This window comes from Streptosporangium album, assembly GCF_014203795.1.
Lineage (GTDB): Bacteria > Actinomycetota > Actinomycetes > Streptosporangiales > Streptosporangiaceae > Streptosporangium > Streptosporangium album.
Window position 1 is genome coordinate 3,759,945 of the sequence record NZ_JACHJU010000001.1, and the last position, 24,222, is coordinate 3,784,166.

The following is a 24,222-nucleotide window of genomic DNA, read 5'->3' on the forward strand; positions in this document are numbered from 1 at the left end:
AGACAGCATGGCTGGTGGGGGTAGAGGGTCCGGGCGACCCGCGAAGAAGAAGAGTCCGACCAAGGGCACCGGCGGCAACGTCCGCCGTGGTCTGGAGGGCAAGGGGGCGACCCCGCCGGCGCACATGCGGCACTGGCACAAGGACAAGGCACGCACGGAGCGGATCGAGCGCGAGGACAGGACCGGCGGCCGGTCCTCCTCGCCGCGCACCCCGGTCCGCGCCAGGCGGGGCGAGGACGCACCCGAATACATCGGCGGCCGTAACCCCGTCGTGGAGGCGCTGCGGGCCGGTGTGCCCGCCAGCACCCTCTACGTCGCCATGCGCATCGACAACGACGACAGGGTCAAGGAGTCCGTCCGGATCGCCGCCGACCGTGGCATCGCGATGCTGGAGGTCGGCAGGGAGAAGCTCGACCGCCTCACCGAAGGGGCGATCCACCAGGGCATGGCCCTGCAGATCCCGGCGTACGAATACGCTCACCCCGAGGACCTGGTCACCATCGCCCAGGACGCCGCCGAGGTGCCGCTGATCGTGGCCCTCGACAGCGTCACCGACCCGCGTAACCTCGGCGCCATCGCCCGCTCCGCCACCGCCTTCGGCGCGCACGGGCTGCTCATCCCCTCACGCCGTTCGGCCGGGGTGACGGGCGGCGCCTGGAAGACCTCCGCGGGCACGCTGGCCACCATGACGGTCGCTCGTGCCGCCAACCTGACCGCGGCCCTGCGTGACTACCGCGAGGCCGGTCTGTTCGTGATCGGTCTCGACGGCGAGGGCACGGTCGAGATCGGCGACGCCAATCTCCTCGACGGCCCGCTGGTCGTCGTCGTGGGCTCCGAGGGCAAGGGCCTGTCCCGCCTGGTCCGCGAAGCCTGCGACCTGGTCGTCCGCATCCCCATGAACGCAGCGGCCGAGTCCCTCAACGCCGGCGTCGCCGCCGGCATCGCCCTTTACGAGGTCTCCCGCCACCGCAAGCGCTGAGGCGGGCTCTGTGGATCCCCGTCTCCGGCTGTGGAGGCGGGGAGCCGGTGTGAACGTCAGTGGCGATCCGTCCCGGTGCGGAACCGACGGCCGGGGTGTTCCAGCTCCGGCGTGAAGTCAGCGACCGGGGCGTTTCAGTGTGGACACGCCCCACAGTTCGGCGATGCGTCCGTCCCGCACCCGGAAGATCTCCAGCATCGTGGGGGGACGCTTTTCCCCGGCATCTGCCGGGATCCCGTGCAGGACCGTACGGACGGCGGCCCTGTCGCCCTCGACGAGCATGTCCTCGACGACCACCCGGACGTCGGGGAACATCGTATGGAGACCCGTCCACGCCTTCCTGACGCTCTCGGCGCCGGTGGTCCCCAGCGCGTGGCTGACGAAATCCACAGAGAAGATCGTCTCGGTGGCGGCCATGTCACGGGCGTTGAACGCCTCGTACATGCGCCGCCCAACAGCTCTCACGTCGTCTGCCATCTACCTGTCCTGCCTCCGTTTCAGGTTCTTGCGGGATTCCCAGAAGGCAAGATCGCCGCCGGGGCTATCGACCTTGCGGGTCACGCTCGATGCGGTCCACGTTGGCGCACACGCGTGTCAGGGCGCGGAGGACGGTTTCCTGCTCTTCCGCGGTCACGCCGTCGAGCAGCCGTACCTGGTAGGCCTGATGAGATCGGGCGAGTTCGGCGGCGGCCTGCGCGCCCGCAGGCGTCAGGTTGGCCAGCGTGTAGCGATTGTCCGCCGGGTCGATGCGGCGGCTGACCAGCCCTTCGGCCTCGAACTCCTTGATCAGGCGCGTGACGCTCGCACCGTCGAGGGACAGGATCCGACGCAGGTCGCTGTGACTGGTCTCTCCGTCCCTCCAGAGCCGCATCAGCACCCGGAGCCGGGGCGCGCTCATCCCCACATGCCGCGCGAACGCCTGGCGTATCTCAGCGTAGGCACCGCCCAGTTCACCGAAGAACCTGTCCTCGGGGGTCTCCATGCTCGATCTCCCCACCGTCGATGCCTCATCCCGTCGGCGAGGGGGACTCGCCGCTAACTCTTACTTCCGCTAACTGTTGATATTATCAAGAGTATGGAGTGTCAAGGAATCGAGGATGGGGCGATGTCCGGCCGACCCGGAGCGGAGAGCCGGCCGGTCCACGGCAACTGCGGATGAGTAAGGATGGCGAACCTTGCTCGATGAGGTACTCGCTCGGTGACGTCTAGGGCGTAAGCCGACTACACTCATCAGACGACCACGCCGACGTAGCTCAATCGGCAGAGCATCTGTCTTGTAAACAGAAGGTCAGGGGTTCGATTCCCCTCGTCGGCTCGCAGCTCAGAGGCCCCTTGCGATCATCGCGGGGGGCCTTTTTGATCTCCGTACAGCAACGAAATACAGCAACGGGGTCTAACGATCCGCTGAGACCCTGACTGTTTTCGTGGCGGCGAAATCTGATCTTGCGAGTGGTCGTCGCCGGGTAAGAGGATGCCTGCATGGTCAGAGAGCGACAGATCTTGGCGTGTTCGGGGGTGCTGTATCCGCCCGAGGGTTTTCCCCTGGAGCGAGTGGGCGCCCAAATTTGGCAGGCGCTTCGGCTCGCCGATGTACAGAAGCCGCGGGTCTGTCTGATCGCCACCGCGGTGGGCGACGCGCGCGCCTCCATCGACCGCTGGTATGAGCGGGCCAGCTTCTTCGGGGCTGGGGAGACATCGCACCTGGAGTTGTTCGTCCGGCCGAATGTCGCGGACGTCCGGGCTCATCTTCTGGCACAGGATGTGATCTTCGTATCGGGTGGCAGTGTGGTGAACCTGCTGGCGGTCTGGCGCGCGCACCGGCTAGACGCCGTTTTACGAGAGTGCTGGGAGGCGGGGGTGGTGCTGGCCGGGCAGAGTGCGGGCAGCCTGTGCTGGCATCTGGGCGGGGTGACCGACTCCTTCGGTGACTCCCTCGACGCCATCGATAACGGGTTGGGCTTCCTGCCGTACAGCAACGGAGTCCACGATGACCTGGGCGACCAACCCCGGCGCCAGCGCTTTCGCGAACTCATCGGCGTGGGAGACCTTCCGGCGGGCTACGCGACAGAAGACGGTGTCGCCCTCCACTACGTAGGTGACCAACTCCATGAGGTCCTGGGTGTCCTCCCTGACCGGAGCGCATGGTTCGTTGAGTCCAATGGCACGGGAGGGTACCGCCAGCAGGCTCTTCCTGCTCGGCACTGGCTACCGTCGAAATCAGAACCGATATTAGGTAAGCACTGAGGCCCTCCAAGATCGCTTGGAGGGCCTCATGGTCTCGTGTACGCGGTGCCAATGATCAGCTTCCGCAGTCCAGACTTTTGTTCAACCGATCGAGCGCCTTACGGGTCTCCGGTGAGGGGATCTGCGTGTAGACGTTCATGGTCATGGAGATCTGAGAGTGGCGGAGGATGCGCATCGCGACCCGGGGGTGAACGTCGAGGGCGGCCAGGAGCGAGGCGCAGGTGTGCCGAGTGTCGTGAACGCGGATGCGAGGGACACCGGCCTTACGGCAGTGCGCGTCGAACGCGCGGTTCAGGTTGCGCGGTTCGATAGGGGTGCCGTTCCGCGTGGTGAAGACGAGATCTGAGTCCTGCCACCTTTCGCCTGCGGCCCCCCAGGCTTCCCGCTGGGCGTTCCGCCGATGGTTGAGCGCGGTCACGCAGAGCCCGAGCAGCGGCAGGGATGCCGTCGAGTCGTCCGTCTTCGTTCTGTCGCGGTGGAGAAGCTGCCCGCCCACCCGGGTGAGCTGGTGGGAGATGTGCAACTCCTCGCCGTCCAGGTCGACGCAGTCCCAGGTCAGGCCGAGCACTTCGCCGCGGCGTAGGCCGAGGCTGAGAATCAACACGTAGGCCGCATACAGGGGGTCGTCGACCGCTCGCAGGTGTTCGAGGAATCGCCGGGCCTCGTCGACACTCCAGACCGGATACTGCCGCTTCTTCTTCGTCTTGCTCGCACTGGGCAGGGTGGTCAACGCCGCCACGTTCTTGGAGATCATCTCTTCCTTGATCGCCTGGTTGAGCGCGGCGCGGAGCGTACGGCGGATACTCGCGATCGTGCTCCGGGACGGGTAGCCCTTGCAGCACTCTCCCTTGGAGCAGCACCGCCGCTTGGCTTCCGGCCGCTGGTGGTCTTTCTTCTGGTCACAGCAAGTGCACAGAGTCGGCAAGGTGTTCAGCCAGGTCTGAACGTCTCGGACCGTAAGCTTGTCGAGCCGCTTCTTGCCCAGGCCGGGGATGATGTAGAGCCGGATGAGCGGCTCATAGGCAACGTAGGTCGTCGGCTCCCGGTTGGGCTCGACCACCTCGGCGAGCCACTGCGCCAGGTACGTGGCGAGCGTCGGGTGTTTGGTCGGTACCGGCCCTTTGCTTGTCAGTTCGTGAAGCTTGAGCCACTTCTCATGGGTCTCCTCGCGGGTCTTGCCGTAGGCCCATTTCCGGGTCTTCTTGCCCTCGGGGGTGACGACCCATACGTAGCCGGCCCAGCCGTCTTTGTAGGGAAAGACCGAGCCCTCACCGTTCGAGCGCTTACCCATCAGGCGACCTTTCCACAAAGTCTGATTACGTAGTCGTTCAGGGCGGATTCCGGGATGCGACGGCAGCGGACATTGACCATGACCGAGTCGAGTTCACCGGAGCGGATAAGGGCGTAGAGCGTCCACCGGCTGACCTGAAGAGCGGCCATGGCCTGCGGGACAGTGAGCAACTTAGGACTCATGGCAGCCTCCCGGATCAACGAGGCAGTTTCCGGTAAGGGCACTTACCAGAAGGGCGTCACCGGCTGAGTAGCCCTGTCCGGCGTACTCCCAGTGAGAGATCACGAGAACGGTGTCCTCGTCGAAGAGAGGCAGGCGGCCGGTGGTGATCGCTTCGCCGCGCATGTGCTCAGCACGGGCGGCGCGGAGTTTGCCGAGGGTGGTGGAGTAGCGGCGGCTCTTGGTGGAGAAGTGGCCGCGGAATCCCAGCATGTGCGCCCATTGGATGAGGCGGAGGTCGGCCAGCTCGTCGAGCGCCCCGAGTCGCAGGCATTCGGCGATGAGCCGCCGGGCGTGATCGCGGAGGTTGAGCGCAGTCAGGTCGTCGAGAGGGTTGATGCGCCGGTCGAGGGTGCCGACGCATTCGGCGGCCTTGGTGGCGTATTTGGCGATGTAGGCGGCTACGGCCTGCTCAGTGAGGTCGCCGGTCATGGTGATCTCGCGGATGTCGAGCTGAGTGCCCCAGCGCAGGAGGCGCGCGGGTTCGTCGCCCGCGACTGGGACGGTGACCGCCACGGCTGAGACAGCATGCCGTACCGCGTCCGTCAAGGCGTCAGCTGTCGCCCAGGCCGGGGGAGGCGAGGCGGGTCCGTCCGGGCCGTCCAGACGGATCACAGCGTGGAAGTGGACGACGCCGCGCCGCTGGTATTCGGCGACCTTGGCGAAGGAGATCGTGAGTTGTTCGCGGAGCTCTTTCAGGGTCAGCCCGGCAGTCTTGGCGACGCGTCGGCGCAGGGCCTCGGTGAAGCGCCGCCACAGCTCTGGGGACATCGCGTTAAAGAGCACCGAGCCCGTGTAGTCATAGCAGTCCGGGCAGAGCGGTTCGCCGAGGCTTCCCTCATCGACCCCGTGTCGGGCCGTGCAGGACATGACCCGCCCGTGCGGGCAAGTGGCCGCATCCCGTCGGGCGTGGCACGGCAGGACGGTGCCGTTCTTCTCTCGGCGGGTGTGGACGGTTCCGAAGGACGGGGCGGTGAGGGTGACGAACAGGCACGGGTGAGCAGTGACCGAGTCCGGGACGCCCTTGCCGCCGACGAGGCCGGCGCGGATGAGTTGGTAGGTGTCGGAGCGGTAAGTCTCGGCGCAGGCCGGGCAGCGCGAGGCGCGGCGGGTCTTGCAGGGGACGCGCAGGATGCCGTCCGGTTCGCCTGCGGTGCTGTAAGTGTGGAGGCGTTGGCCGGTGGCGGGGTCGAGGTGGTGGACGTGGCCGCGGAGGTGGATGGGCTGTCGGCAGCCGCCGGTGGCGCGGATCTGGGAGGCCCAGCGGGCGTATTGGGGGTCGTGGAGCCGGGTGATGAGCCCGGCTACGGCGTAGGTGCTTGGCATGATGGGTGGGTCCCTTCCGGGCTTTGGAGGTTCGGTGCGGGATGGCCCCCGACGTGGCGGACGTCTTGGCGGATGTGTGGTCACGCCGGGGGCACCGAAGACTCTCAGCAGAAGCCGAGGCCCTCGCAGTGCGGGCAGGTGGGGCCCGTAGCTGTCGACGCCGGTTCCTCCGCAGCGGCAGCACAGCCAGCGCTTGGGCTCGATGGCGACGAGCAGGGCGTCTTGGTCGTCGTTCACGTGATCCATCTCCTTGCGTGGGGTTTGGGGGCGGTGTCGATGAACACGCGCCAGGTGTAGGGGCGTCTGCGGCGGGGCCGGATCGGCGAGATGGAGCCGATCGGGAGGATCGTGCGGATCTTGTTGACGGTGTAGGCGAGTTCGGCGTAGGTGCCGTCGATGCGGATGCGCATGGGGGGCTCCAGGTCAGGCGGGTTCGGGGTTGTCGCGTAGGGCGTGCAGGAGATCGGAGGCGAGTTGGCTGGACACCCCGAGTCGGGCGCGCAGGGTGTCGCGGGTGATGGGTCTGCCGTGCCGGGCGTGGTGTTCGTCGGCGATGCGGCGCGCGTAGTCGACGAGCGCGCCCGCCGGCCCGGCGTCGTTCTGACCGTTCTCGGTACCGTGCTGCGGTCCGTTCTGGCCAGGTACGGCGAGGCCGGGTAGCGGAACGGCGGTGACGGGTTCCGAAGTGATCTCTGGTACGGCGTCCGGAACGGGGACGAGTGCCGGGGACGGCTCAGGACGGGCTTCGGAGGCGCGGCGCTCCAGCATGGAGACCGCGATCAGGAACGCGCCGGCCGGGGTCGCGGCGGTGATCCAGCCCCAGGCGGAGGGTTCGGCCTGGGCGAGGTTCGCGGCCAGCGACAGGACGATCCCGCCGACGAGAACGAGAGTCGGCCAGGAGATCCAGCCGTCCCGCTGGCGGCCGTTCTTCTTGTCGCGTTGCCGTTCCCGGGCGGCCATGACGCAGGTGAGGTCGACGCAGATGGCCACGGCCCAGGCCATCCAGCCGGATTGCCCGTGTTCGGTGGCGGTGTCGCGGATGTGGGTGAAGCTGCCCGCCCCGGCGATGAGCGCGAGGATCAGCATCGGTGTGGAGTCGGCCAGCCGTACGGCCAGGCGGGGCGCGGTCGTGGTCACGGTGGGGTCCTCCTTCCAAGGGGCCGCGCGGGGTGTTCAGGCGGCGAGTTCGGGAGTGTCGTCGGGAGAGGGCAGTTCGTGGCCGAGGCCGGAGGCGGCGACCTGGTTCCAGGAAGGGGTGACGCCTGCGTAGGTGTCGGCGGCGTGTTCGGCGGTGGTGGTGGAGACGTAGCCGGATCGGGCGCGGTACCAACGGCCGTCGCTTCCGGTGATCACGGCGACGCCGGGTAGTTCGGGGGCGATGGAGCGGGCGGCTACCAGGGCGTCGGGGTCGAGGTCGCCGAGCGTCATCACTGCGGTTTCGGGGTCGTTGACCCGGTGGCAGACGCGCCCGCCGATCTGGGCGCGCAGCGCGGTGACGCCGGGGCCGAGGTCGGAGCCGATGCGTTGGTCGGACAGCACCAGGTGGATGCCGAAGGCGCGGCCGAGCTGGGCGATGCGTAGCAGCGCGGTGGCGGTTCGGGTGACCTGATCCTTTTCGGCTTTGTCGGCGGTCAGGTACAGCTCGGCCAACTCATCCACCAAGACCACGACCGGGATCGGCCGCGCGGCGTCGGGGAGTTGCCAGATGTCGCGCACCCCGGAGCGGCGGCAGGCGAGCATCCGCGCGCCCATCACCGCGATCAGGTCACTGAGCAGGTCGAGGCATTCGTCGCGGCTGGTGGCCAGCGCGGTCAACCGGGCGGCATAGGCCGACAGCTCTACCCCGCCTTTGAGGTCGAAGCCGACCAGGGCGACCGGTTGCGGGGCCAGGCCGACGATGAGCGCGTTGATCAGGTTGGACTTGCCGGATTGGGTGGCGCCGGCGTTCATCCAGTGCGGAATCAGTCGTAGGTCCATCCGCCAGGCCGCGCCGGTCTCCAGCACCCCGACGATGGGCCGCAGCAGGTCATCGGCCCGCCAGCCGTCGCGCGGCTCAGCCGGAGGCGTGGCGGGTGCGACGTGGGTTAGAGGGTCGCGGGTGATCCCTTGCAGGGTGACACGGCCGGGCCGGGAGCCGACCACGCGGACCGCTTCGATCCGCCAGGCGTGCGCGAGCCGTTCGCAAACCTTGGCGTAGTCGTCGGGCACCTGGCCGTCGAGCAGATGGAAGGTAATGCGGAAGCCGTACCGCACCGGCCGGGGCAGCCCCATCCACGGCTTGGTGTCGACCGCGACCCGCTGGAAGCGCCGCTTGACCTGCACGACGCCGGTCGAGGCGACCAGACCGGGGACGGTGGTGAACCACCAGCGGTGCCGCTTCTTGGTCAGCCCGCAGCCGGAGGCGACATGCCGCCAGGTCCAGCGCAACCAGACGGCTTTGCGCGGGAAGACGAGGACGTACCAGTAGGAGAGCGGAGCCCAGCGCCGCCAGACGATCAGCATCAGCAGGGCGGCGAGGACCTTGAGCAGGGGGTGGCCGAGGTCGATCACAGGTCCGCCCCCGTTCTGGCCGAGGGGGCGGAGGTGGTGGAGCCGGCGGGGAGGAAGGAGGCGGCCCGGTAGGAGATGCCCCAGCGTCCGCCCTGTTCCCAGACGTAGCCGACCAGGCCGACCGGGACGATCTCCTCTCCGGCGATGACCTGGGGTTCGGGGGTGGTGCTGACCTTGACGAGTTCCATGCGGCCGAAGTCGTCTTCGAACAGCAGGGTGAGTTCGTACATGACGTTGCCGTCCTTGTCGCGCTTGATCTCGCCGGTGTCCTTGTTGACGAGGCGGGGCTTGGCGGGCTTGACGCAGGTGATCTGGAGCTTGGTGACGTCGACGGGGATGGGGATGGTGCGCATGGTCGTGTCCTCTGCTAGATAGAAGCCTTGGAGTACATGGAACACTTGGTATTCTAAGCTGTCAATGGGTTCTTCGGCGGCTTGGTTGGTTTCTTTACCGGGGTGTGCTCAACTGGAAGCGAAACAAAGTGGAGCAAGACGAAGCATCATGAAGCACGACGAAGCGAGACAAAGCAGATGATGGTGGAGAAGACCGGCCGACCGGCCTACCTGCAAATCGTCGACGAGCTACACGGCCAGATCCGCGCTGGCACGCTCACCCCCGGCACGGCCCTGCCGTCCATCGCCCAACTGTGCGAGCGCTTCGACGTCTCCGCCAGCGTCGTCAAAGCCGCGATCAGCGTGCTCCGCACAGAGGGCCTCGTAATCGGCCAGCAAGGCAAGGGCGTCTTCGTCCGCGACACCCCCGCCGAGACCACCGAACCGGAGCCCTCCGGCGCGACCGCGGAGATCTTGGACCAGCTGGCCCTGATGCGCCAGGGCATCAAGGAACTGGGGGATCGGCTCGTCGCTCTGGAGGCGGCAGTCTTCGAAGAACAACGGTGATCTCACCGAGCCGGCACGCCAACTCGTCCAGCTCTGCCCGGATCGCGGTCAATTCCCAGATGATCCGCTGGGGGTCCACGTTCATCGCCTACTCCCTTGCCCTGCGGTGTCTTTCGCCTTTCGGCGTTGCCTAATTCCACCGTGAGCTGCGGGTTTCCGGTATCACGCTGAGCTGGTTAAGCTTCTGCAGTTGCTTTCAACGACCAATTACATAAGCGTTTTCACATGCACGACCGCACACCGCGCACCACCCCCACAGCGTGAAGGCGAAGGTATGCAATGAAGACGACCCAGCGCCCCGGCTGGACCCCCTCCCGCCTGCGGGAACACCGCGAAGCCCACGGTCTGACCCTGGAGGCCGCCGGCGAACGGCTCCGCCAGGCCGCCGCCCGCCACGGCCTGAGCGTCCCGGCGGGCAGTCTCCAAACCTTATGGGGACACGAGCACGGAACGACGTTCCCCGGCCCGCATTACCGGCGCGCTTACTGCCTGCTCTATGAGACCACCGAGCCCGAACTCGGCTTTCGTCCCGCTCTGCCCGGTGAATCACAGAAAGCGGAAATCGTGATTTCCGATTTGCCTGCGCCCGCTGATCCCGACGCCGACAACGCCGCCGCCCAGGTCATCGAAGCAGCCTTCACCAAGGTCTCCATCGGCGGCATCACCTCAGGCGACTCACCGCCGGCTTTGTTGCGCGGCCGGGTGGTCGACGCCTGGCGCCGACGCCACGGCGGAGGCAGCCCCAAACCCATCCTCGTCCTCGTCGGCGGATACGCCGGATCCGGCAAGACCGAGTTCTCCCGCTTCCTGTCCGACATCACCGGCTGGGCGTTCCTGGACAAAGACTCCCTCACCCGGTGCATCGTCGAACGGCTACTCGTCTCCCTCGGTGGCGACCCCCACGACCGCCACACCGACCTGTATCTCAAAGAGGTCCGCCCCTTCGAGTATCGGTGCCTGATGGAGACCGCGTGGGACAATCTCAAGGTCGGGACCTCGGCCATCTTGTCGGCGCCGTTCATCGCGGAACTGAAGGATGAGGCGTGGTTCACCCGGCTGGAGAACCGGTGCGCGGCCAAGGGCGTTGACGTGGCGGCGATCTGGGTGCGCTGCGACACCGAGTCCATGCGCGAGTACATCGAGTTCCGCGGAGCCGCCCGGGACGCGTGGAAGCTGGACAACTGGGAGCAGTACGCCGAAGGCTTGCAGGTCGAGGTCAGCCCGCCCACCGCGCACGTGACGGTGGACAACCGGCTCGGTGCGGCGATCAGCTTGGCCGACCAGACCCGCGAAGCCCTCAAGCGGATCCTGACGTGAGCGGTCTGCAAGGGATTATTCTGTATGGCCCGCCGGCCAGCGGTAAGGACACCGTCACCGCCGCCCTCGGTCGGCTGGACTCGCGGTTCGTGCTGCTGCCCAAGCTCAAGGTCGGCACCGGCCGGGCGCACGGGTATGAGTTCGTCAGCGCCGAGCACTTGGACAAGCTTCGCGACGCCGGGCGTCTGCTGGTCGAGACCCGCCGCTACGGCAACGTCTACGCCGTCGACCGCCAGGTGATCGAAGACCGGCACGCCGCCGGCTACGTCCCCGTCGCGCACATGGGCAACATCCGTGACCTGCGCCATCTCATCGGCACGGTTCCGGACGGATGGCTTCGCGTACTGCTGTGGGTTCCCCGCGAAGTGACCGAACAGCGCTCCCACGCCCGCGGCGACGCCGACACCGGCAATCGCCTGACCGCGTGGGACGAGACCCTCGCCGACCTGGAGGCCAACACCGACACCGGCTTCTTTCATCTGCGCATCCACACCGACCGGCTCAGCGTGAATGCAGCCGCGGACGAGATCATGAACGCCTACGACCGGCTACGGATGGCCGCGTGTCCTCACGGGCAGGAGTGCCATCCGTGAGCCGTGCCGCGACCTCAGCCGGGATCAGATCGAGCCGCCACCAGGTCCCGCAGTCCCAGCACTGGGCACCATCCGGCAGAGGACGCTGATAGGTCCACTCGACATCCTCATGAGCGCAGCGCTCAGCCGTAACTGACGACTCATCCATCGTGACGAGGCTCGGCGCGTTTCCCGAGCCTCGCCCGCAGTCCCGAGTTCCGCGTAATTAGCGGTCACTAGAGACTCCGACCGGGTAAACTTGCAGGTCAGAATGGTGTGACTAGAGCTGCGGCCTGAAATCGCCTAGAGAAACGCCTGGGCAGATTGCCCCGTTAGCTCCGGGTTTGGGTGGGTATCGTCTAGAGACGATGTATGTGAAGACCACCAGCCGGAAGACCAAGAACGGCACGGCAGTCCGCTACCTGCACCTGGCCCACAACGAGTGGGACCCGGTCGCAGGTCGCTCCGTGCCCAAAATCTTGCACAGCTTCGGCCGGGAAGACCAACTCGACCGCACCGCGATCACCCGGCTGGTCGCCTCTCTATCCAAGCTGCTGGACCCGGCCGAAGCACTGGCCGCCACCACGGCCCCCGGCCTGGCGTTCCTAGAATCACGCCCTTACGGCGGCACCTACGCACTGGACCAGATATGGCGCCGGCTGGGCATCGACCAGATCCTCATCCAGCTCCTGCAGGGCCGCCGCGGCCGGCCCCGTGACGTCTCGGCCGAGCGGGTGCTGTTCGCTCTGGTCGCCAACCGCGCCCTGGCTCCGTCGTCCAAACTGGCTGCCGCCGACTGGATCAGCAACGATGCCCACATCGACGGCCTGGCCGCCACCAGCGACGACGCCTGCTACCGGGCCATGGACTGGCTACACGACGTCCGCGAACGACTGGAGGCCGAGATCTACAACCAGGTCGCCAACCAGCTCAATCTGGAGGTGGACCTGCTGTTCTTCGACACCACCAGCACCTACTTCGAACTCGACGAGGCCGACGAGCCGATCGCTCGCGACGAGCACGGACTGCCGGTCTCCCCATCCGCATCCGCATCCGCATCCGCATCCGACGGCGACGGCGACGGCGACGGCGACGGCGAGCAGGACAGGGCCGGATTTCGCACCTACGGCAAGTCCAAGGACTCCCGCGACGACCTGCCGCAGATCGTCATCGGCATGGCCGTCACCCGCTCCGGCATCCCGGTCCGGGTATGGTCCTGGCCGGGCAACACCTCCGATTCAGCGTTGATCCGGCAGGTCAAGGACGACATGCGGGACTGGACCCTGTCCAAGATCGTGTGGGTGGCCGACCGCGGGTTCGCCTCCGCGGCCAACCGCCGCTACCTGCGCAGGGGCGATCATCACTACATCATCGGCGAGAAGCTGCGCTCCGACAGCCCCGAGATCACCACCGCGCTGTCGCGGCAGGGCCGCTACGCCGACATCACCGCGAACATGCGCATCAAAGAGGTCAAGGTCAGCGAGCACGAACGGTTCGTGATCTGCCACAACCCCGAGGCGGCCGCCCGCGACGCCCACGTCCGCGAGCAACTCATCACCCAACTGCGCGAGCTGATCGACGGCTCCGACACGCTGAGCGTGATCAAACGGGCCGAGCTACGCGGGAAGATCAGCGCCAGGCCCGCGCTGAACCGCTATCTGCGCACCACCCCCGGCGGGCGCTTACGGATCAACGCCCGCGCGATCAACGCTGAGGCCAACCTGGACGGCAAATACCTGCTGCGCTGCTCGGACCCGCATCTACCGGCCGCCGACATCGCCGTCGGCTACAAGCAGCTTTTGCAGGTCGAGCGCGGCTGGCGCGACATGAAGTCGATCATCGATCTGCGGCCCGTCTACCACCGCCGCGAGGAACGTATCCGCGCCCATGTCATCTTGTGCTGGCTGGCCCTGCTGCTGGTCCGCATCATCGAAAACACCGTCGGCGACACCTGGGTGAGCATTCGCCGTCACCTCAACCGTCTGCAGATCGGTACCTTCCATGGCCCCGCGGGCCGCTTCCGTCAGCGCACCGAGCCCACCAAGGTCCACCGCGACCTGCTGACCAAACTCGGTATCGCTGCGCCCCAGCAGATCATCGAGCTCGCTGCTCTCTCCTGATCCTTCCTAAGCTCGGACCTGTGCGCGGACTAGAGAAACGCCCATCCGGTGTGTCTCCACGCGTTTCCCCAGGTCAAGCACCGGTTTCGAGCTCTAGCCGCTCCGAATTACGCGGAACGCAGGGCAGTGGGAACACATCACCGGCAGCGAACGCCCGTTGAGCCGTTCCTCGATGCGGCGCTGTTCTTCGGCTAGGCGGATGAGCTCAGTAGAGGTATACGCGACGAGGTAGCGGGTGAGCCCGGCGAGCACCTCATGCCGGGCCAACGCCCGCTCAGGGTTGCGGCGCGCGTAGAAGACACCCCGCCCGCTCATCTCCGTCTGCCATCGGTCGATCACCGGCCCCTCATCCGCCAGCGACCATATGCAAGCGGTCGAAGAACTCCTAGACATGGGTTCTCCCTTCCTTGTCGAAGCCGTCGTCATACGGTTGTTCACCGGGCGAACCCACGCAGGATCGAATCCCACAGGCTCAAGCCCTCGGCTGCCCGTCGCCATGGGCTCTCCCACACCGTGGTCGTGCCGTTCTTCCGGTAGTGCTTGCGGACGAAGACCAGTCCGCTGGTTGCGCACAACTCGTAGATGACCGTCCGGCACTCACAGGTGTGCTCTCGGACGCGAATACGGTCGGCGCGTGGGATCGGCCTCTGCCAGTCGACCGGTTCGCAGTTGGCTTGAGCTGCGGCGAGGTGGGTGCCGTGGTAAGGGGCAGGCAGCGAAGGAGACGCGGCCACGGCCTCACTCCGTGAATGTGGCAGGGGTGAGCCGGGTGCCGATCTCGCCCTGCTCTCGTAGCTGGGTGAGGAGTTCGGTGGCGTCACCGCCGCTGATGGTCTCGGCCATGCCCCTGCTCAGTTCTTCCTCGCTCAACGAGGCGCCCCGCCGGGTGGCGTACCACCCTTCAGGCCCGGTGGAGGTCCTCCCGCGCCAAATCACCCAGTTGGGGAAGTCCTGGGCGAGCTCTTCGAGGGTCATAAGCTTCACTCCGTCTGTCTACGTTCATGAACCCGTTCGGCGACGCGGACGACATCCGATCGGGGCGGCCTCTTTCTATACTGCATCACTCTGGTACACACTGCCACCCGCTAGTATCTACTGCAGCACACTGCAACCCGAAGTTTTGATGTCTTCCCAGCTCATCTACGGTCTAGAGCATGGACTGGGACACCGGTGAATACGTGTGGAAGCAGGTTGCCGACGTGATCCGGCAGCGCATCAAGGACGGTCAGTACCGCCCGCGCACTCCTATCCCCTCCGAGATCCGCTTGGCCGAAGAGCTCGGTGTTGCCAAGGGAACCATCCGCAAGGCAGTAGGTCGGAGCCCTCTACACGCTCCCGCAGAAAGGCACCTTCGTTAGCGCCTCCGGCGGCCAAGCCGACCCTGACGGAGACAGCGCAGCCGAGTAGCCGGCTCTCCCAGCGCTACAGCTCATCCGCAGGTCAGCCAGTCAAGGCCCTGCCGGATGAGAACTTTCTTTACGTCTTTAAAGGGTGCGCCGTGCGGCGCACCGGTTCGCGAGGAGGTGAAAGACCCTCTCCTTCGTCCTGTCGTAGCAGGGTGGGGTAGCTGAGGGCAGTCTGACCCGGGTGGTGCCGGGGAGGGCGGGAGCAGCCCTGACAAAGCCGGGACGTGCCAGTACTGCCAGATGGTGCGGGTCCGGCGAGCGAGGTGGAAAGGAGTACGCGAGGAACCGGCGTCTTTACGTCCTTCAACACGTAGTACCGGCTCAAATCTGGTGGATATGGGCCGGGCGCGGTGCGTCCCGTCGTCTGCTTGAGCGGCGGGAACTTCCGGGAAGGGATCCTTAACCAGTCCCGGGAGGTCATGGGGAAGGACTGCGGCGTACCCATGACGAGGCCGCTGGGACAGAGTCGGGCTCCTCCTCCACCCAACGAATCGGTGTGAACACGGGAACCGCCTGGTCGCGACTCCCGAAGGGCAGACAGCCAGTCCGCCTATCGGGATAGATGCACCGACCGTCGAACGGGCCGGGCGGGGCGGAGCCGTCGTAGTAGTCCGAGGCCGGGAGAGCCGGTCACATGGCGAAGGACGGCAGCGGTTTTGTGAAGGGATGGAGGCTGTAATGCCGAAAGACGCACCGCCGAATGGTGGTGCCTGGCCGGATGAGGTCCCCAAGGGGCCCCGACGGCAGGTATCGGAGATGCAGGCCAAGCTTCACCGTTGGGCAACGGCCGATTCTGGCCGCCGTTTCGACGATCTGTTCAACCTCGTGCACGACCCGGCGACGCTGCTGATGGCGTTCGAGCGGGTCGCGGGCAACATGGGAGCCCGCACTCCCGGCGTGGATGGCCTGACGGTCGCCCAGGTCGAGGAGTACATCGGAGTTTCCGGGTTCCTGGATGACCTGCGTGCTCAACTCAAGACGGGCACGTTCCGTCCGCTACCGGTACGGGAACGTCTGATCCCCAAGCCCGGTGGAGCTGGAAAACTCCGCCGTCTGGGGATTCCCACGGTGGCCGACCGGGTCGTCCAGGCCGCGCTGAAGTTGGTGCTGGAACCCATCTTCGAGGCCGGCTTCTTGCCGGTCTCCTACGGGTTTCGGCCCCGGCGACGCGCGCAGGACGCGATCGCTGAGATCCACTACTTCGGCACCCGCGGCTACCGCTGGGTGCTGGACGCGGACATCGAGGCGGCCTTCGACAACGTCGCGCATCCACCGGTGATGGACCGGATACGCGCCCGCGTGAAGGACAAACGCGTACTGGCGCTGGTCAAGGCGTTCCTCAAAGCCGGGATTTTGACCGAACTCGGCGAACACAGGGACACCCCGACCCACGGCCCCGGCATGTTGAGGATTTGAGTGTGGCTGGTCCGATTGATACCGCGTTCACAGGGTGAACAGCGTGAGGAGTCGTTGTGGGACGTGGGTGTAATGCCTGCGGGCGTGCGCGATGTTGACATGACCGCGTTGACGAAACGTACTGATGACCAGGTTGCGTAGGGTGGCCAGGACGTGAGGCAGCTGTCCGGTTCTGGCCTGGCAGTCGTCCTCGTGGAAGGTGCGATCTCGGACGTAGTGCTCGGAATTTTCCACGCTCCAGTGCTGGCGAACGTAGGTGCTCAGATGCGCGGGACCGGCCACGTCCGGGGGCGCGTTGGTGATCCCGTAGGCCACCTCTTTGCTGGTGCCGTGGCCGTCCAGGTCGGCGACGTGTCGCACGATCCGGAAGAGCTGTGCGGCGTGCGGGAAGTCCAGACCGATGGCGAGCGCGGTGCGGATGGTGCGGCTTTCGATGCGGCCGTGGCCTCGGTCGGCCTCGGTGTGCCCGGTGCCGGCCCGCTCGTGGTCTGCATCCGTTCCAGGGGCGAGCCGGGCCTGGGCCGCGGCCAGGAGACTGGGCTGGTTCTCCTTGAGGACAAGCACGTAGTAGCAGCCGAAGTCCTCGCTGATCTGCCGGGCGCTTTCGCGGGCGGTGTGCAACGCATCCGCGGTGATAACGGCCACGTCGCTGCCGCACAAGGCGTCGGCCAGCAGGGGCGCGAGCTCGGGCACCTCGTTGGTTTTGTCGGCGATCTGCCGCTGACCCAGCACCACGCCACGGCGGTGATGCAGCAACGACAGCAGTTGCGGTGCGCTCGCCTGCCCATGGCCCGCGCCGCGCACGGTCTTGCCGTCAGCCGCGCCTGCCTCCAGCATCCCCGCAGGCCGAGGACGCTCCCGCGTCCGCTGAGCGGCCCGGCGCCCCTCACGCTCACAGCCCTGACCGACGCGGAGCTCGGCGGGAATTTCCCGGCCATCGCCCCCGTCCCGCTCTCCGGCCCGTTCCCCGTGGCCCGGTGCCGACAGATCGCGGACGTCGTGGCCGCCGGCCAGGTAGGAGCAGGTCTGCCGGTCCAGCTCGTCCCCGTCGGTCTGGGCCAGGACCCGGCGCAGGGTGCGTTCGCTGGGCGGATAGTGCCGACCGGTGAACGGATCGCGCCTGCACCCCAGCCCGGCCAAGATCTCCTGCGGGGCATCATCGGCCCAGTGGCTGATCGCGGTCACCGTGTCCCCTCCCACCGTCGCCGTACCGAACGCGGCCACCGCCAAAATCGACTCCAGGGAATGCAGCGTGTTGTAGACGGCCCGTTTGTCACAGATAACCCGGAATCGCGCCCTCAGCCCGCCCTCACCACCACGACCGGATGGCACGTCATGACCCAAGCCGGCACCTCGGGCGGGGCTGGTCGGCGATGATAGGGCGGCAGCGGGCACGATTCCCCCTGGAGATCGGTTGGTGTGAGAACCCCGATCTTGGGGAGTCGTGCCCCCTCTCATGCCCGGATTGGGGCAGAGATTACCGGCCGCGAAGGTCGGCACCGGTCACACGCAAAGAATCAAACCCGATCAAATCCTCAACATGCCGGGGCCGTGCACCCCGACCGGCACCCCGCAAGGGGGCATCCTCTCACCGCTGATCTTCAACATCGCCATGTCGGCGCTCGATGAGCACCTGCACGGTCCTTGGAAAGACGGCGGGACGATGAGCACCCTTGGCCGACGGGCCTACCGTCGTCGCCATGCCATGCCGAACTGGCGTCTCGTCCGCTACGCGGACGACTGTGCGCCACGAACGCTGATGGAGGTTGTGATGTAGAAGATCGCGAGCTTCGGATGCGGTGCTGTGCTGGTGATGGAGGTAGGTCCTCCGGGATCGCTCACGCAGGGGGAGGTCCCAAACCACCGCGAGTTGCTGCGGCTCAATGGCCGTGGTGGTGAGCGTCGCGGAAAAGGCGCACGAGATGCGTCAGGTGTGAGCCGAGAAGGCGAACGAGAGTGAACCACTGATGAAACGTCGAAAGCGTAGCGGCGTCATCGAAACCGGGGTCCAGTTGTTGCCCCGGGATGAGCCTGGCGGGTGCCTGCTTGCTGGCCAGGTGGTGACCGGCGTCAAGGTGGCGCGAGTTCGGCTTGGGCGCCAGTACGGAACGTGGGAACCTGCCGTCTCAGCGGTGTCGGGCGCGTGTTGGAGCGTCCGGCCGAAGGGAGTACCCCAAGCAGCGGACACTGCAAGGGGCCGAGTACCGGGGCGAGGCGGAGGGACGGACCGGCTCGTAGTAGTGCAGAAGCGCCGTAATGGGCGTGGAGCGAAGGGGCCGGGTCGCCCGGAGTCGCTTGGTGGTCAACCGGCTGGTCATCCGATCGGGCCGGGAGGAGCCAGGTGAGCGAACTCAGGCAGCAGGACAAGCCGTTTCAGATCGACAAGTGGAAGGTCTGGGAAGCGTTTCAGAGAGTCAAGGCCAACAAGGGGGCGGCGGGGGTCGATGAGGAGTCGATCGCGCAGTTCGAGGCCGATCGGGACCGGAATCTGTATCGGATCTGGAACCGGTTGTCCTCAGGCTCGTACTTCCCGCCGCCGGTGAAAGCGGTGGAGATCCCCAAGCCGCAAGGGCGAGGGGTGCGGGTGCTGGGCGTGCCGACCGTGGCCGACCGGGTGGCCCAGACGGTGGTGCGGATGTATCTGGAGCCGAAGGTCGAACCGATCTTCCATCCGGATTCCTACGGCTATCGGCCGGGCAAGTCGGCGCTGGATGCGGTTGGGGCGTGCCGGGTGCGGTGCTGGCGGAAGGATTGGGTGATCGACATGGACATCCGGGCCTTCTTCGACACCGTGCCGCATGACCTGGTGCTCAAGGCCGTCGCCAAGCACCTTTCACCGGATCAGCGGTGGATCCTGTTGTATGTCCAGCGGTGGTTGACCGCTCCGATGCAACGGCAGGATGGCACCCTGGTCGCCCGAGATCGCGGGACCCCGCAGGGGTCGGCGATTTCACCTTTGCTGGCTAACCTGTTCATGCATTACGCGTTCGACGCCTGGCTGGCCCGGGAATTTCCGGCGCTTGGTTTCGAGCGTTACTGCGATGACGCGGTGGTGCACTGCGGCAGCCGCCGGCAGGCCGAATACGTGCGAGACGCGATTGCAATGCGTCTGGCGCAGGTCGGCCCGGAAGCTGTCAAACTGATTGAGACATCAGGCTACTTGCGGTGTTTGTACTGAGGTCTCGGTCTGGAGGGTCGTGGATGACTTGTTGATCCACACTCGGGTGGGCAGCGGCGGCGGGCAGGGCCGACGACCGCGGAACCGCTCGGGGTGGGCCAGGAAGGCCGCGTTCAAGGTGGCGACCCGTTTGGCGTGGATCTCGGCCGCGGAGCCGTCGTGCACGGACGCCGGGGTGTGCATTCCGATACCGGAATGGCGGTGTTCGTTATTGTAATATCGGAAGAACTGGCCGCAAAAGACGTTGGCATCTTCGATGGACCCGAACGTTCCAGGAAACGCGGGACAATATTTGAGCGTCTTGAACTGCGCTTCCGAGTACGGGTTGTCGTTGGACACGCGCGGCCGTGAATGGGACTGATCGATCCCCAGCAACGCGAGCAGGCCGGAGACGGTATTCGACGTCATCGACGTGCCGCGGTCGGCGTGAATCGCGCCCGGGGCAATCCCACCATTGGCCTCAATGGCGTGCTCGATGAACTCTCTGGCAAGGGTTCCTGTTTCCGTCGGCCAGATCTCCCACCAGACGGTTTTACGGGAGAAGATATCGATGATGACGTACAGGAGATAGTAGACGCCGCGCGAAGGTCCTTTCAGTTTCGTGATATCCCAGGACCACACCTGGTTCGGCCCGTCGGCTTCCAGTTCGGGTTTCTTCTTCGCCGGATGGACGGCCTGGGCGCGGCGCTCGCCGGAGGAGCCGCGTTCGCGAAGGAGCCGGTACATGGTGGCCTGCGAGCACAGGTAGGTGCCCTCGTCCAGCAGGATCGCCCACACCTGGCCCGGGGACCGGTCGACGAACCGGGGCGAGTCCAGCACCGCCAGCACGTGCGCGCGTTCTTCCTGCGACAACTCGGCCGGATGATGAAACGGCGTGCGCTCACGCGCCACGCGCGGCCGGGGATGGCGTTTCCGATACACGCCGGCGCGGGATCTCCCGAGGATCCGGCACGCGTGCTGCGTGCCGACGGCGGCTTCCAGGCCGGGGAAATACTCATCGAGGGCCTGGTTCAGCTCTCGTCGGAGTCCGCGCTGCTTGAGATGTTCTCCAGCAGCGCGAATGCTTTTCCCGCGATGTCCAGCGCTGTCCTGGTCTTTCCGAGTTCACCGGCGAGTTTGTCGTTTCGCGCCGCGAGTTTGGCCGCGTCCGCCTTGAGCTTCTTGTTCTCGGCCCGCAGCCGGGCCAACTCCTCCGATTCGGCGTCCTTCTTCGGTTTGCCGGTCGACGCGGCCAGGGTTCCGTTGTCTTGCTGCTTGCGCCAGTGCTCGATATGCGAGTGGTACAGCTTCTCGGTGCGCAGCAGGGCACCGCGTTCGGGGCTGCCCTCGGGCAGCGCGTCGTAGGCCGCGAGGATCCGCGTCTTGTAGGCCGCGGTGAACGTCCGGCGCACCGGCCGGCTCGGCCGCTTATCGGTCACGTGACCATTTTGCCCCGTCATGGCGGTCTGATCAGCGAAGGTCATTGTCACTGTCTTGGTGGTCCCGTCTCGCCCTGCTTCACATCAAAAGGACTCATACGTCTATGTCTCACAGCAGTCTGACAGAGAGGGGCCTGGAGTTGCATCCGGACAAGACATGCATCATCTACTGCAAGGACGCCGACCGGACGGGCTCGCACGAGCACACCCGGTTCACGTTCTTGGGCTATGAGTTCCGGCCCCGGCTGGCCAAGAACAAGCACGGCAAGCACTTCGTGTCGTTCTTGCCCGCGGTCAGCACGCAGGCGATGAAGGCGATGGGAGCGGTGATCCGCTCCTGGCATCTGTCCCGGCGCAGTGACAAGTCTCTGGACGACCTTGCCCGCATGTTCAACAGCATCGTGCAGGGGTGGATCAACTATTACGGGCGCTTCTACCGGTCCCGGTTGCTCTCCTTCCTCCGGCATCTCAACAAGCTCCTGGTGGGCTGGGCGTGCCGGAAATACAAACGGCTCAAACGCCGGGAACGGCGCGCGATGGCCTGGCTGGCCGAGATCGCCCGGCGATCTCCCCGCCTGTTCGCGCACTGGCGTCTCGGCGCTCGTCCTGACGGCTGGGCGATGGGAGCCGGATAAGCCGAGAGGTTTAAGTCCGGTTCTGCGAGAGGCCGGGGGTGCGATTCCCCCGGCCTACTCTCCTCGTCGTACTCGTTTTCGGCGCCCGCGAGGACGTCCAGGCCCTACACGAGGAAATCACCCACGTGCTCGCCTTCCTGGGACTACGGCTCTCACCAGCCAAAACCAGGATCGTGCACATGAGCGAGGCGTTCGACTTCTTGGGATTCCGCCTCCAGTGGCGTCGCAAGCAAGGCACCAACAAGTGGTACGTCTACACCTTCGTCTCCCACCAGGCCATCCGGACGGTCAGAGCGAAGATCCGTGCCCTCACGCCCAGAACGTCGCAGCAGGACCTGCAATCAGTGTTGAGGAGACTCAACGCGATCACCCACGGGTGGGCCTCCTACTTCAAGCACGCCGTCGCCCAACGCACCTTCGACAGTCTGGACCACTTCACCTGGTGCAGAGTGATCAGGATGCTCTGGAAACGACACCGCTGGACGTGGAGCGACATCCGCCGTCGATACACCACACCCATTGGGCAGTGGCTACCCATCACGGCGGGCGGGACCGAATTGAAACGAGTCGCGGCAATACCGATCACCCGGTACCGCTACCGAGGCAACAAGATCCCCAACCCCTGGACTCCTGCCCACACCTAACGGCAAAGACCGTGGAGAGCCCGGTGCGATGAAAGTCGCACGCCGGGTTCGGCGAGCGGCCTGGGGAAACGGACCGAAGGCAACTTCGACACCGCGCCCCAGGCCGACTCAACCGATCCGCCTGCGGCGTCTCGCCGCGCGTCGGGCGGTCGCTGGCCGCGCTGCGGCTCTTCGGCCGGTCGCGGCCAGCGCCACCCACGCGGGAGGCTGCAGGGCGATACGCTATGTCGCAAGTCACTGTATAGTGCCGCACAGGCCTCGGATCTAGGCCTCAATTGTGCTTGCCCGTAGAGCCGAGTGATCTCGGAGCAGTAGGAGCGCGATAGGTGCCGAGCCCGTTCCCTTCCCTGAAGGCCCGACAGATGCTGAGGATCTTGCTTGGCTTGGGCTATGAGGAAGTTGACCGTGAGGGCTCGCATAGGAAACTTGTCTGCGAGGGAAGACCTCGACTGACGTTCGCGTTCCATGACAGGGATGAGCTTGCGCCGGGAGTGGTGAGGGACATCCTTGTTAAGCAAGTAGGTATGGGGAAGGACGATGCGCTGAAGGTGGTGCAGGGTGACAGCTGAAACTATTCACCTCATCATCCGTGCAGGCGAAAACGACCTTGATCTTTATGCCACCTCGCCGCAAGCTCCAGGTCTTATTTATGGGCGTAAAACTTATAAAGAGCTGCGAGCCGATCTCGAGAGCGTTCTAAGCTTTCATTTTGAGCGACCGGGCCCGTTTAATGTAATTGAACATAATGAGCGGCATTACGGCCAGCTGGGAAGCGAAGATGAACTCGTTACAAGGTTGGCCATTGACGAACACCGTGATGAGCGCCAGGAAGTATATACACGGATAGGTCGCGCTCTCGGGATTCCTAGTCAGGCAAAGAGTCTGACGGCTGCCCCAACTAATGCTGTTGGTGAGACGGTTTTCTTGTGTGCAGTCTTTACTGACACAATCGAATGGGTGCTTTCGCAGCTTGATCCTGGTGGGGATGTGATCAATGTTGCCGTCGCAACAGCTGATGAACTTCTTGTCACTATCCCATTCGCATATGCTGCGGAGGTTGAAGGCACAGTATCCATGAAAAAGAAAGCGTATGCCATGAATACGACAATGGCCGAAATTGTTCGAGACATTGAGATTGAGCATTCTAGCGCTGATTTGCGCCCCGTTTTCGTGGAGACCAAGGTTCTGGCTGTGCATTAATAAGCCCACTTTGGCTATAGCGGCGGCGCCGGTGGCGGCCATGCAGCCTGGCCGCTCACATCAGCCGGGCCACCTGCCGACGACCGCACCGCTTGGCCGGGCGATCGACTGCCGCGGCCCTCTTTCGTTGGACTTGCCGCCGGATGCTCGTAGCCGAGGTGACAGCAGCGCTGACCAGCAACGCCCCCACTCGCGAGCACATCCGGGCCACCATCCACATCCCGCTGATCGTAGTCTTCACTACCCGACCAGGGTGATTGGTCCGTCTGAAAAGCGAAAGGTCAGGCTGCCGCGGGGCTTCCGTTCCTCGGGCCTTGGCGGCCCTGTGGTACGGGTCCCCTTGCCATCGGATGACTCGGGCTAGCACGCCAGCGGGGGTCCGGTGGACAGGGGCGGCGGTGTCTGGAGTGGTGAGGTCTGGGGCGTCGTCCGGGGCTCCTCGTAGGAGTGGGCGACGCTTTCATATGGGGACTTCTAGGGCGATCGAGAGGCTACTGCTCTCTGACCACCACGTCCTGGAGATCGCCAAAGTGATGCACAATTCCACACCAACTCCGAGATACTTCTCTGAAGTTCGTCCGGGATCAACCAGTCGACGTTAGGCTCCGTGACGCAGCACTAGCGGCAGCCCATTCGCGAGGGCGGCCGAGCATCGTAATAGAGACGTCAGTTCGGACATCGTCTGACTGGTCGAACGTTCTGTTGCGGCGGACCATTTTAGGTCCGCCGCAACGGAACATATTGGACGATCCATAAAAGGCGTCCTATTCGGCTTTGGCATTTTGTCGGGCCTCCGTCCTATAGTCCC

Annotated in this window: 29 protein-coding genes and 1 tRNA gene; 15 read left to right on the forward strand and 15 right to left on the reverse strand. The window is 65.5% G+C overall.

The window, feature by feature from the left end; translation table 11 throughout:
* The first annotated feature begins 7 nt into the window (after nt 1-7).
* The gene (rlmB, locus tag FHR32_RS18070; protein WP_184755375.1) at nt 8-979 is read left to right on the forward strand and encodes a 23S rRNA (guanosine(2251)-2'-O)-methyltransferase RlmB; all 972 of its coding nucleotides are present in this window, start codon (nt 8-10) and stop codon (nt 977-979) included.
* 117 nt (nt 980-1,096) lie between these two features.
* Here rlmB and FHR32_RS18075 read toward each other — a convergent pair whose 3' ends face one another.
* Both FHR32_RS18075 and FHR32_RS18080 read right to left on the reverse strand, forming a co-directional pair.
* Entirely contained in the window at nt 1,097-1,456 is a 360-nt protein-coding gene (locus tag FHR32_RS18075) for an ester cyclase (RefSeq protein ID WP_184755376.1), read from the reverse strand.
* A 64-nt stretch (nt 1,457-1,520) separates the two neighbouring features.
* On the reverse strand, nt 1,521-1,961 hold the full coding sequence (locus FHR32_RS18080) for a MarR family winged helix-turn-helix transcriptional regulator (RefSeq protein WP_184755377.1): 441 nt from the start codon (nt 1,959-1,961) through the stop codon (nt 1,521-1,523).
* 260 nt (nt 1,962-2,221) lie between these two features.
* Between FHR32_RS18080 and FHR32_RS18085 the strand changes: the two genes are divergently transcribed.
* Together FHR32_RS18085 and FHR32_RS18090 are read left to right on the forward strand one after the other, a co-directional pair.
* Nucleotides 2,222-2,294, forward strand: a tRNA-Thr gene (locus FHR32_RS18085).
* 164 nt (nt 2,295-2,458) lie between these two features.
* The gene (locus FHR32_RS18090; protein ID WP_184755378.1) at nt 2,459-3,223 is read left to right on the forward strand and encodes a Type 1 glutamine amidotransferase-like domain-containing protein; all 765 of its coding nucleotides are present in this window, start codon (nt 2,459-2,461) and stop codon (nt 3,221-3,223) included.
* A 55-nt stretch (nt 3,224-3,278) separates the two neighbouring features.
* Here FHR32_RS18090 and FHR32_RS18095 read toward each other — a convergent pair whose 3' ends face one another.
* The 7 genes from FHR32_RS18095 to FHR32_RS18125 all read right to left on the reverse strand — a co-directional run bounded on the left by FHR32_RS18095 (nt 3,279) and on the right by FHR32_RS18125 (nt 8,962).
* Nucleotides 3,279-4,514, reverse strand: a complete 1,236-nt coding sequence (locus FHR32_RS18095) for a site-specific integrase (RefSeq protein ID WP_221465453.1) — start codon at nt 4,512-4,514, stop codon at nt 3,279-3,281.
* Complete coding sequence (locus FHR32_RS18100) at nt 4,514-4,696, reverse strand: helix-turn-helix domain-containing protein (protein WP_184755379.1); 183 nt, start codon at nt 4,694-4,696, stop codon at nt 4,514-4,516. The genes FHR32_RS18095 and FHR32_RS18100 overlap by 1 nt, the downstream gene beginning before the upstream one ends.
* Nucleotides 4,686-6,059: a replication initiator gene (locus FHR32_RS18105; protein ID WP_184755380.1), complete on the reverse strand. Its 1,374-nt coding sequence runs from the start codon at nt 6,057-6,059 to the stop codon at nt 4,686-4,688. Before FHR32_RS18105 ends, FHR32_RS18100 begins: the two co-directional genes overlap by 11 nt.
* Nucleotides 6,060-6,292: 233 nt before the next feature.
* Nucleotides 6,293-6,469 carry a hypothetical protein gene (locus FHR32_RS18110; RefSeq protein WP_184755381.1) on the reverse strand — a complete coding sequence of 59 codons (177 nt, stop codon included), beginning with the start codon at nt 6,467-6,469 and terminating at the stop codon, nt 6,293-6,295.
* 13 nt (nt 6,470-6,482) lie between these two features.
* Nucleotides 6,483-7,145, reverse strand: coding sequence for a DUF2637 domain-containing protein (locus FHR32_RS18115; protein WP_184756581.1), 663 nt, complete (start codon nt 7,143-7,145; stop codon nt 6,483-6,485).
* Nucleotides 7,146-7,232: 87 nt separating this feature from the next.
* Nucleotides 7,233-8,609 (reverse strand): FtsK/SpoIIIE domain-containing protein, encoded by a 1,377-nt coding sequence (locus FHR32_RS18120; RefSeq protein ID WP_312882439.1) that lies wholly within the window; start codon nt 8,607-8,609, stop codon nt 7,233-7,235.
* Nucleotides 8,606-8,962, reverse strand: coding sequence for an SCO3933 family regulatory protein (locus FHR32_RS18125; protein ID WP_184755382.1), 357 nt, complete (start codon nt 8,960-8,962; stop codon nt 8,606-8,608). The genes FHR32_RS18120 and FHR32_RS18125 overlap by 4 nt, the downstream gene beginning before the upstream one ends.
* Nucleotides 8,963-9,139: 177 nt before the next feature.
* Here FHR32_RS18125 and FHR32_RS18130 point away from each other — a divergent pair, with 177 nt between their 5' ends.
* From FHR32_RS18130 to FHR32_RS18145, 4 genes are all read left to right on the forward strand, one after another.
* The gene (locus FHR32_RS18130) at nt 9,140-9,508 is read left to right on the forward strand and encodes a winged helix-turn-helix domain-containing protein (RefSeq protein WP_246466192.1); all 369 of its coding nucleotides are present in this window, start codon (nt 9,140-9,142) and stop codon (nt 9,506-9,508) included.
* Nucleotides 9,509-9,787: 279 nt separating this feature from the next.
* Nucleotides 9,788-10,825: an AAA family ATPase gene (locus FHR32_RS18135; RefSeq protein WP_184755383.1), complete on the forward strand. Its 1,038-nt coding sequence runs from the start codon at nt 9,788-9,790 to the stop codon at nt 10,823-10,825.
* On the forward strand, nt 10,822-11,418 hold the full coding sequence (locus tag FHR32_RS18140; protein ID WP_184755384.1) for an ATP-binding protein: 597 nt from the start codon (nt 10,822-10,824) through the stop codon (nt 11,416-11,418). Before FHR32_RS18135 ends, FHR32_RS18140 begins: the two co-directional genes overlap by 4 nt.
* Nucleotides 11,419-11,765: 347 nt before the next feature.
* Nucleotides 11,766-13,517 carry an IS1634 family transposase gene (locus tag FHR32_RS18145; RefSeq protein WP_184755385.1) on the forward strand — a complete coding sequence of 584 codons (1,752 nt, stop codon included), beginning with the start codon at nt 11,766-11,768 and terminating at the stop codon, nt 13,515-13,517.
* 93 nt (nt 13,518-13,610) lie between these two features.
* On the opposite strand, the gene FHR32_RS18150 is transcribed toward FHR32_RS18145, so the two are convergent.
* From FHR32_RS18150 to FHR32_RS18160, 3 genes are all read right to left on the reverse strand, one after another.
* Nucleotides 13,611-13,856 carry a hypothetical protein gene (locus FHR32_RS18150; protein WP_184755386.1) on the reverse strand — a complete coding sequence of 82 codons (246 nt, stop codon included), beginning with the start codon at nt 13,854-13,856 and terminating at the stop codon, nt 13,611-13,613.
* 95 nt (nt 13,857-13,951) lie between these two features.
* Complete coding sequence (locus FHR32_RS18155) at nt 13,952-14,251, reverse strand: hypothetical protein (protein ID WP_184755387.1); 300 nt, start codon at nt 14,249-14,251, stop codon at nt 13,952-13,954.
* A 4-nt stretch (nt 14,252-14,255) separates the two neighbouring features.
* Nucleotides 14,256-14,492 (reverse strand): hypothetical protein, encoded by a 237-nt coding sequence (locus tag FHR32_RS18160; protein WP_184755388.1) that lies wholly within the window; start codon nt 14,490-14,492, stop codon nt 14,256-14,258.
* Between the two features lie 179 nt (nt 14,493-14,671).
* On the opposite strand from FHR32_RS18160, the gene FHR32_RS18165 reads away from it, so the two are divergent.
* Together FHR32_RS18165 and FHR32_RS18170 are read left to right on the forward strand one after the other, a co-directional pair.
* Nucleotides 14,672-14,875: a GntR family transcriptional regulator gene (locus tag FHR32_RS18165; RefSeq protein ID WP_184755389.1), complete on the forward strand. Its 204-nt coding sequence runs from the start codon at nt 14,672-14,674 to the stop codon at nt 14,873-14,875.
* A gap of 804 nt (nt 14,876-15,679) precedes the next feature.
* The gene (locus FHR32_RS18170; protein ID WP_221465454.1) at nt 15,680-16,339 is read left to right on the forward strand and encodes a reverse transcriptase domain-containing protein; all 660 of its coding nucleotides are present in this window, start codon (nt 15,680-15,682) and stop codon (nt 16,337-16,339) included.
* A 27-nt stretch (nt 16,340-16,366) separates the two neighbouring features.
* On the opposite strand, the gene FHR32_RS18175 is transcribed toward FHR32_RS18170, so the two are convergent.
* Nucleotides 16,367-17,671 (reverse strand): ISAs1 family transposase, encoded by a 1,305-nt coding sequence (locus FHR32_RS18175; protein ID WP_184752030.1) that lies wholly within the window; start codon nt 17,669-17,671, stop codon nt 16,367-16,369.
* Nucleotides 17,672-17,879: 208 nt separating this feature from the next.
* On the opposite strand from FHR32_RS18175, the gene FHR32_RS18180 reads away from it, so the two are divergent.
* Complete coding sequence (locus FHR32_RS18180) at nt 17,880-18,116, forward strand: reverse transcriptase domain-containing protein (protein WP_221465455.1); 237 nt, start codon at nt 17,880-17,882, stop codon at nt 18,114-18,116.
* 564 nt (nt 18,117-18,680) lie between these two features.
* Nucleotides 18,681-19,517 carry a group II intron reverse transcriptase/maturase gene (gene ltrA, locus FHR32_RS18185; RefSeq protein WP_184755391.1) on the forward strand — a complete coding sequence of 279 codons (837 nt, stop codon included), beginning with the start codon at nt 18,681-18,683 and terminating at the stop codon, nt 19,515-19,517.
* Here ltrA and FHR32_RS18190 read toward each other — a convergent pair.
* Nucleotides 19,491-20,498 (reverse strand): IS3 family transposase, encoded by a 1,008-nt coding sequence (locus FHR32_RS18190; RefSeq protein WP_184756584.1) that lies wholly within the window; start codon nt 20,496-20,498, stop codon nt 19,491-19,493. The two genes, ltrA and FHR32_RS18190, sit on opposite strands and share 27 nt — an antisense overlap.
* Nucleotides 20,499-20,527: 29 nt before the next feature.
* Complete coding sequence (locus FHR32_RS18195; protein WP_184754033.1) at nt 20,528-20,935, reverse strand: transposase; 408 nt, start codon at nt 20,933-20,935, stop codon at nt 20,528-20,530.
* Between the two features lie 104 nt (nt 20,936-21,039).
* Between FHR32_RS18195 and FHR32_RS18200 the strand changes: the two genes are divergently transcribed.
* From FHR32_RS18200 to FHR32_RS18215, 4 genes are all read left to right on the forward strand, one after another.
* On the forward strand, nt 21,040-21,570 hold the full coding sequence (locus FHR32_RS18200) for a group II intron maturase-specific domain-containing protein (protein WP_184755392.1): 531 nt from the start codon (nt 21,040-21,042) through the stop codon (nt 21,568-21,570).
* A gap of 38 nt (nt 21,571-21,608) precedes the next feature.
* Complete coding sequence (locus FHR32_RS18205) at nt 21,609-22,214, forward strand: group II intron maturase-specific domain-containing protein (RefSeq protein ID WP_184754509.1); 606 nt, start codon at nt 21,609-21,611, stop codon at nt 22,212-22,214.
* A 326-nt stretch (nt 22,215-22,540) separates the two neighbouring features.
* Nucleotides 22,541-22,783 (forward strand): type II toxin-antitoxin system HicA family toxin, encoded by a 243-nt coding sequence (locus FHR32_RS18210; protein ID WP_184755393.1) that lies wholly within the window; start codon nt 22,541-22,543, stop codon nt 22,781-22,783.
* The gene (locus FHR32_RS18215) at nt 22,773-23,414 is read left to right on the forward strand and encodes a hypothetical protein (protein WP_184755394.1); all 642 of its coding nucleotides are present in this window, start codon (nt 22,773-22,775) and stop codon (nt 23,412-23,414) included. Before FHR32_RS18210 ends, FHR32_RS18215 begins: the two co-directional genes overlap by 11 nt.
* Nucleotides 23,415-24,222: the final 808 nt, after the last annotated feature.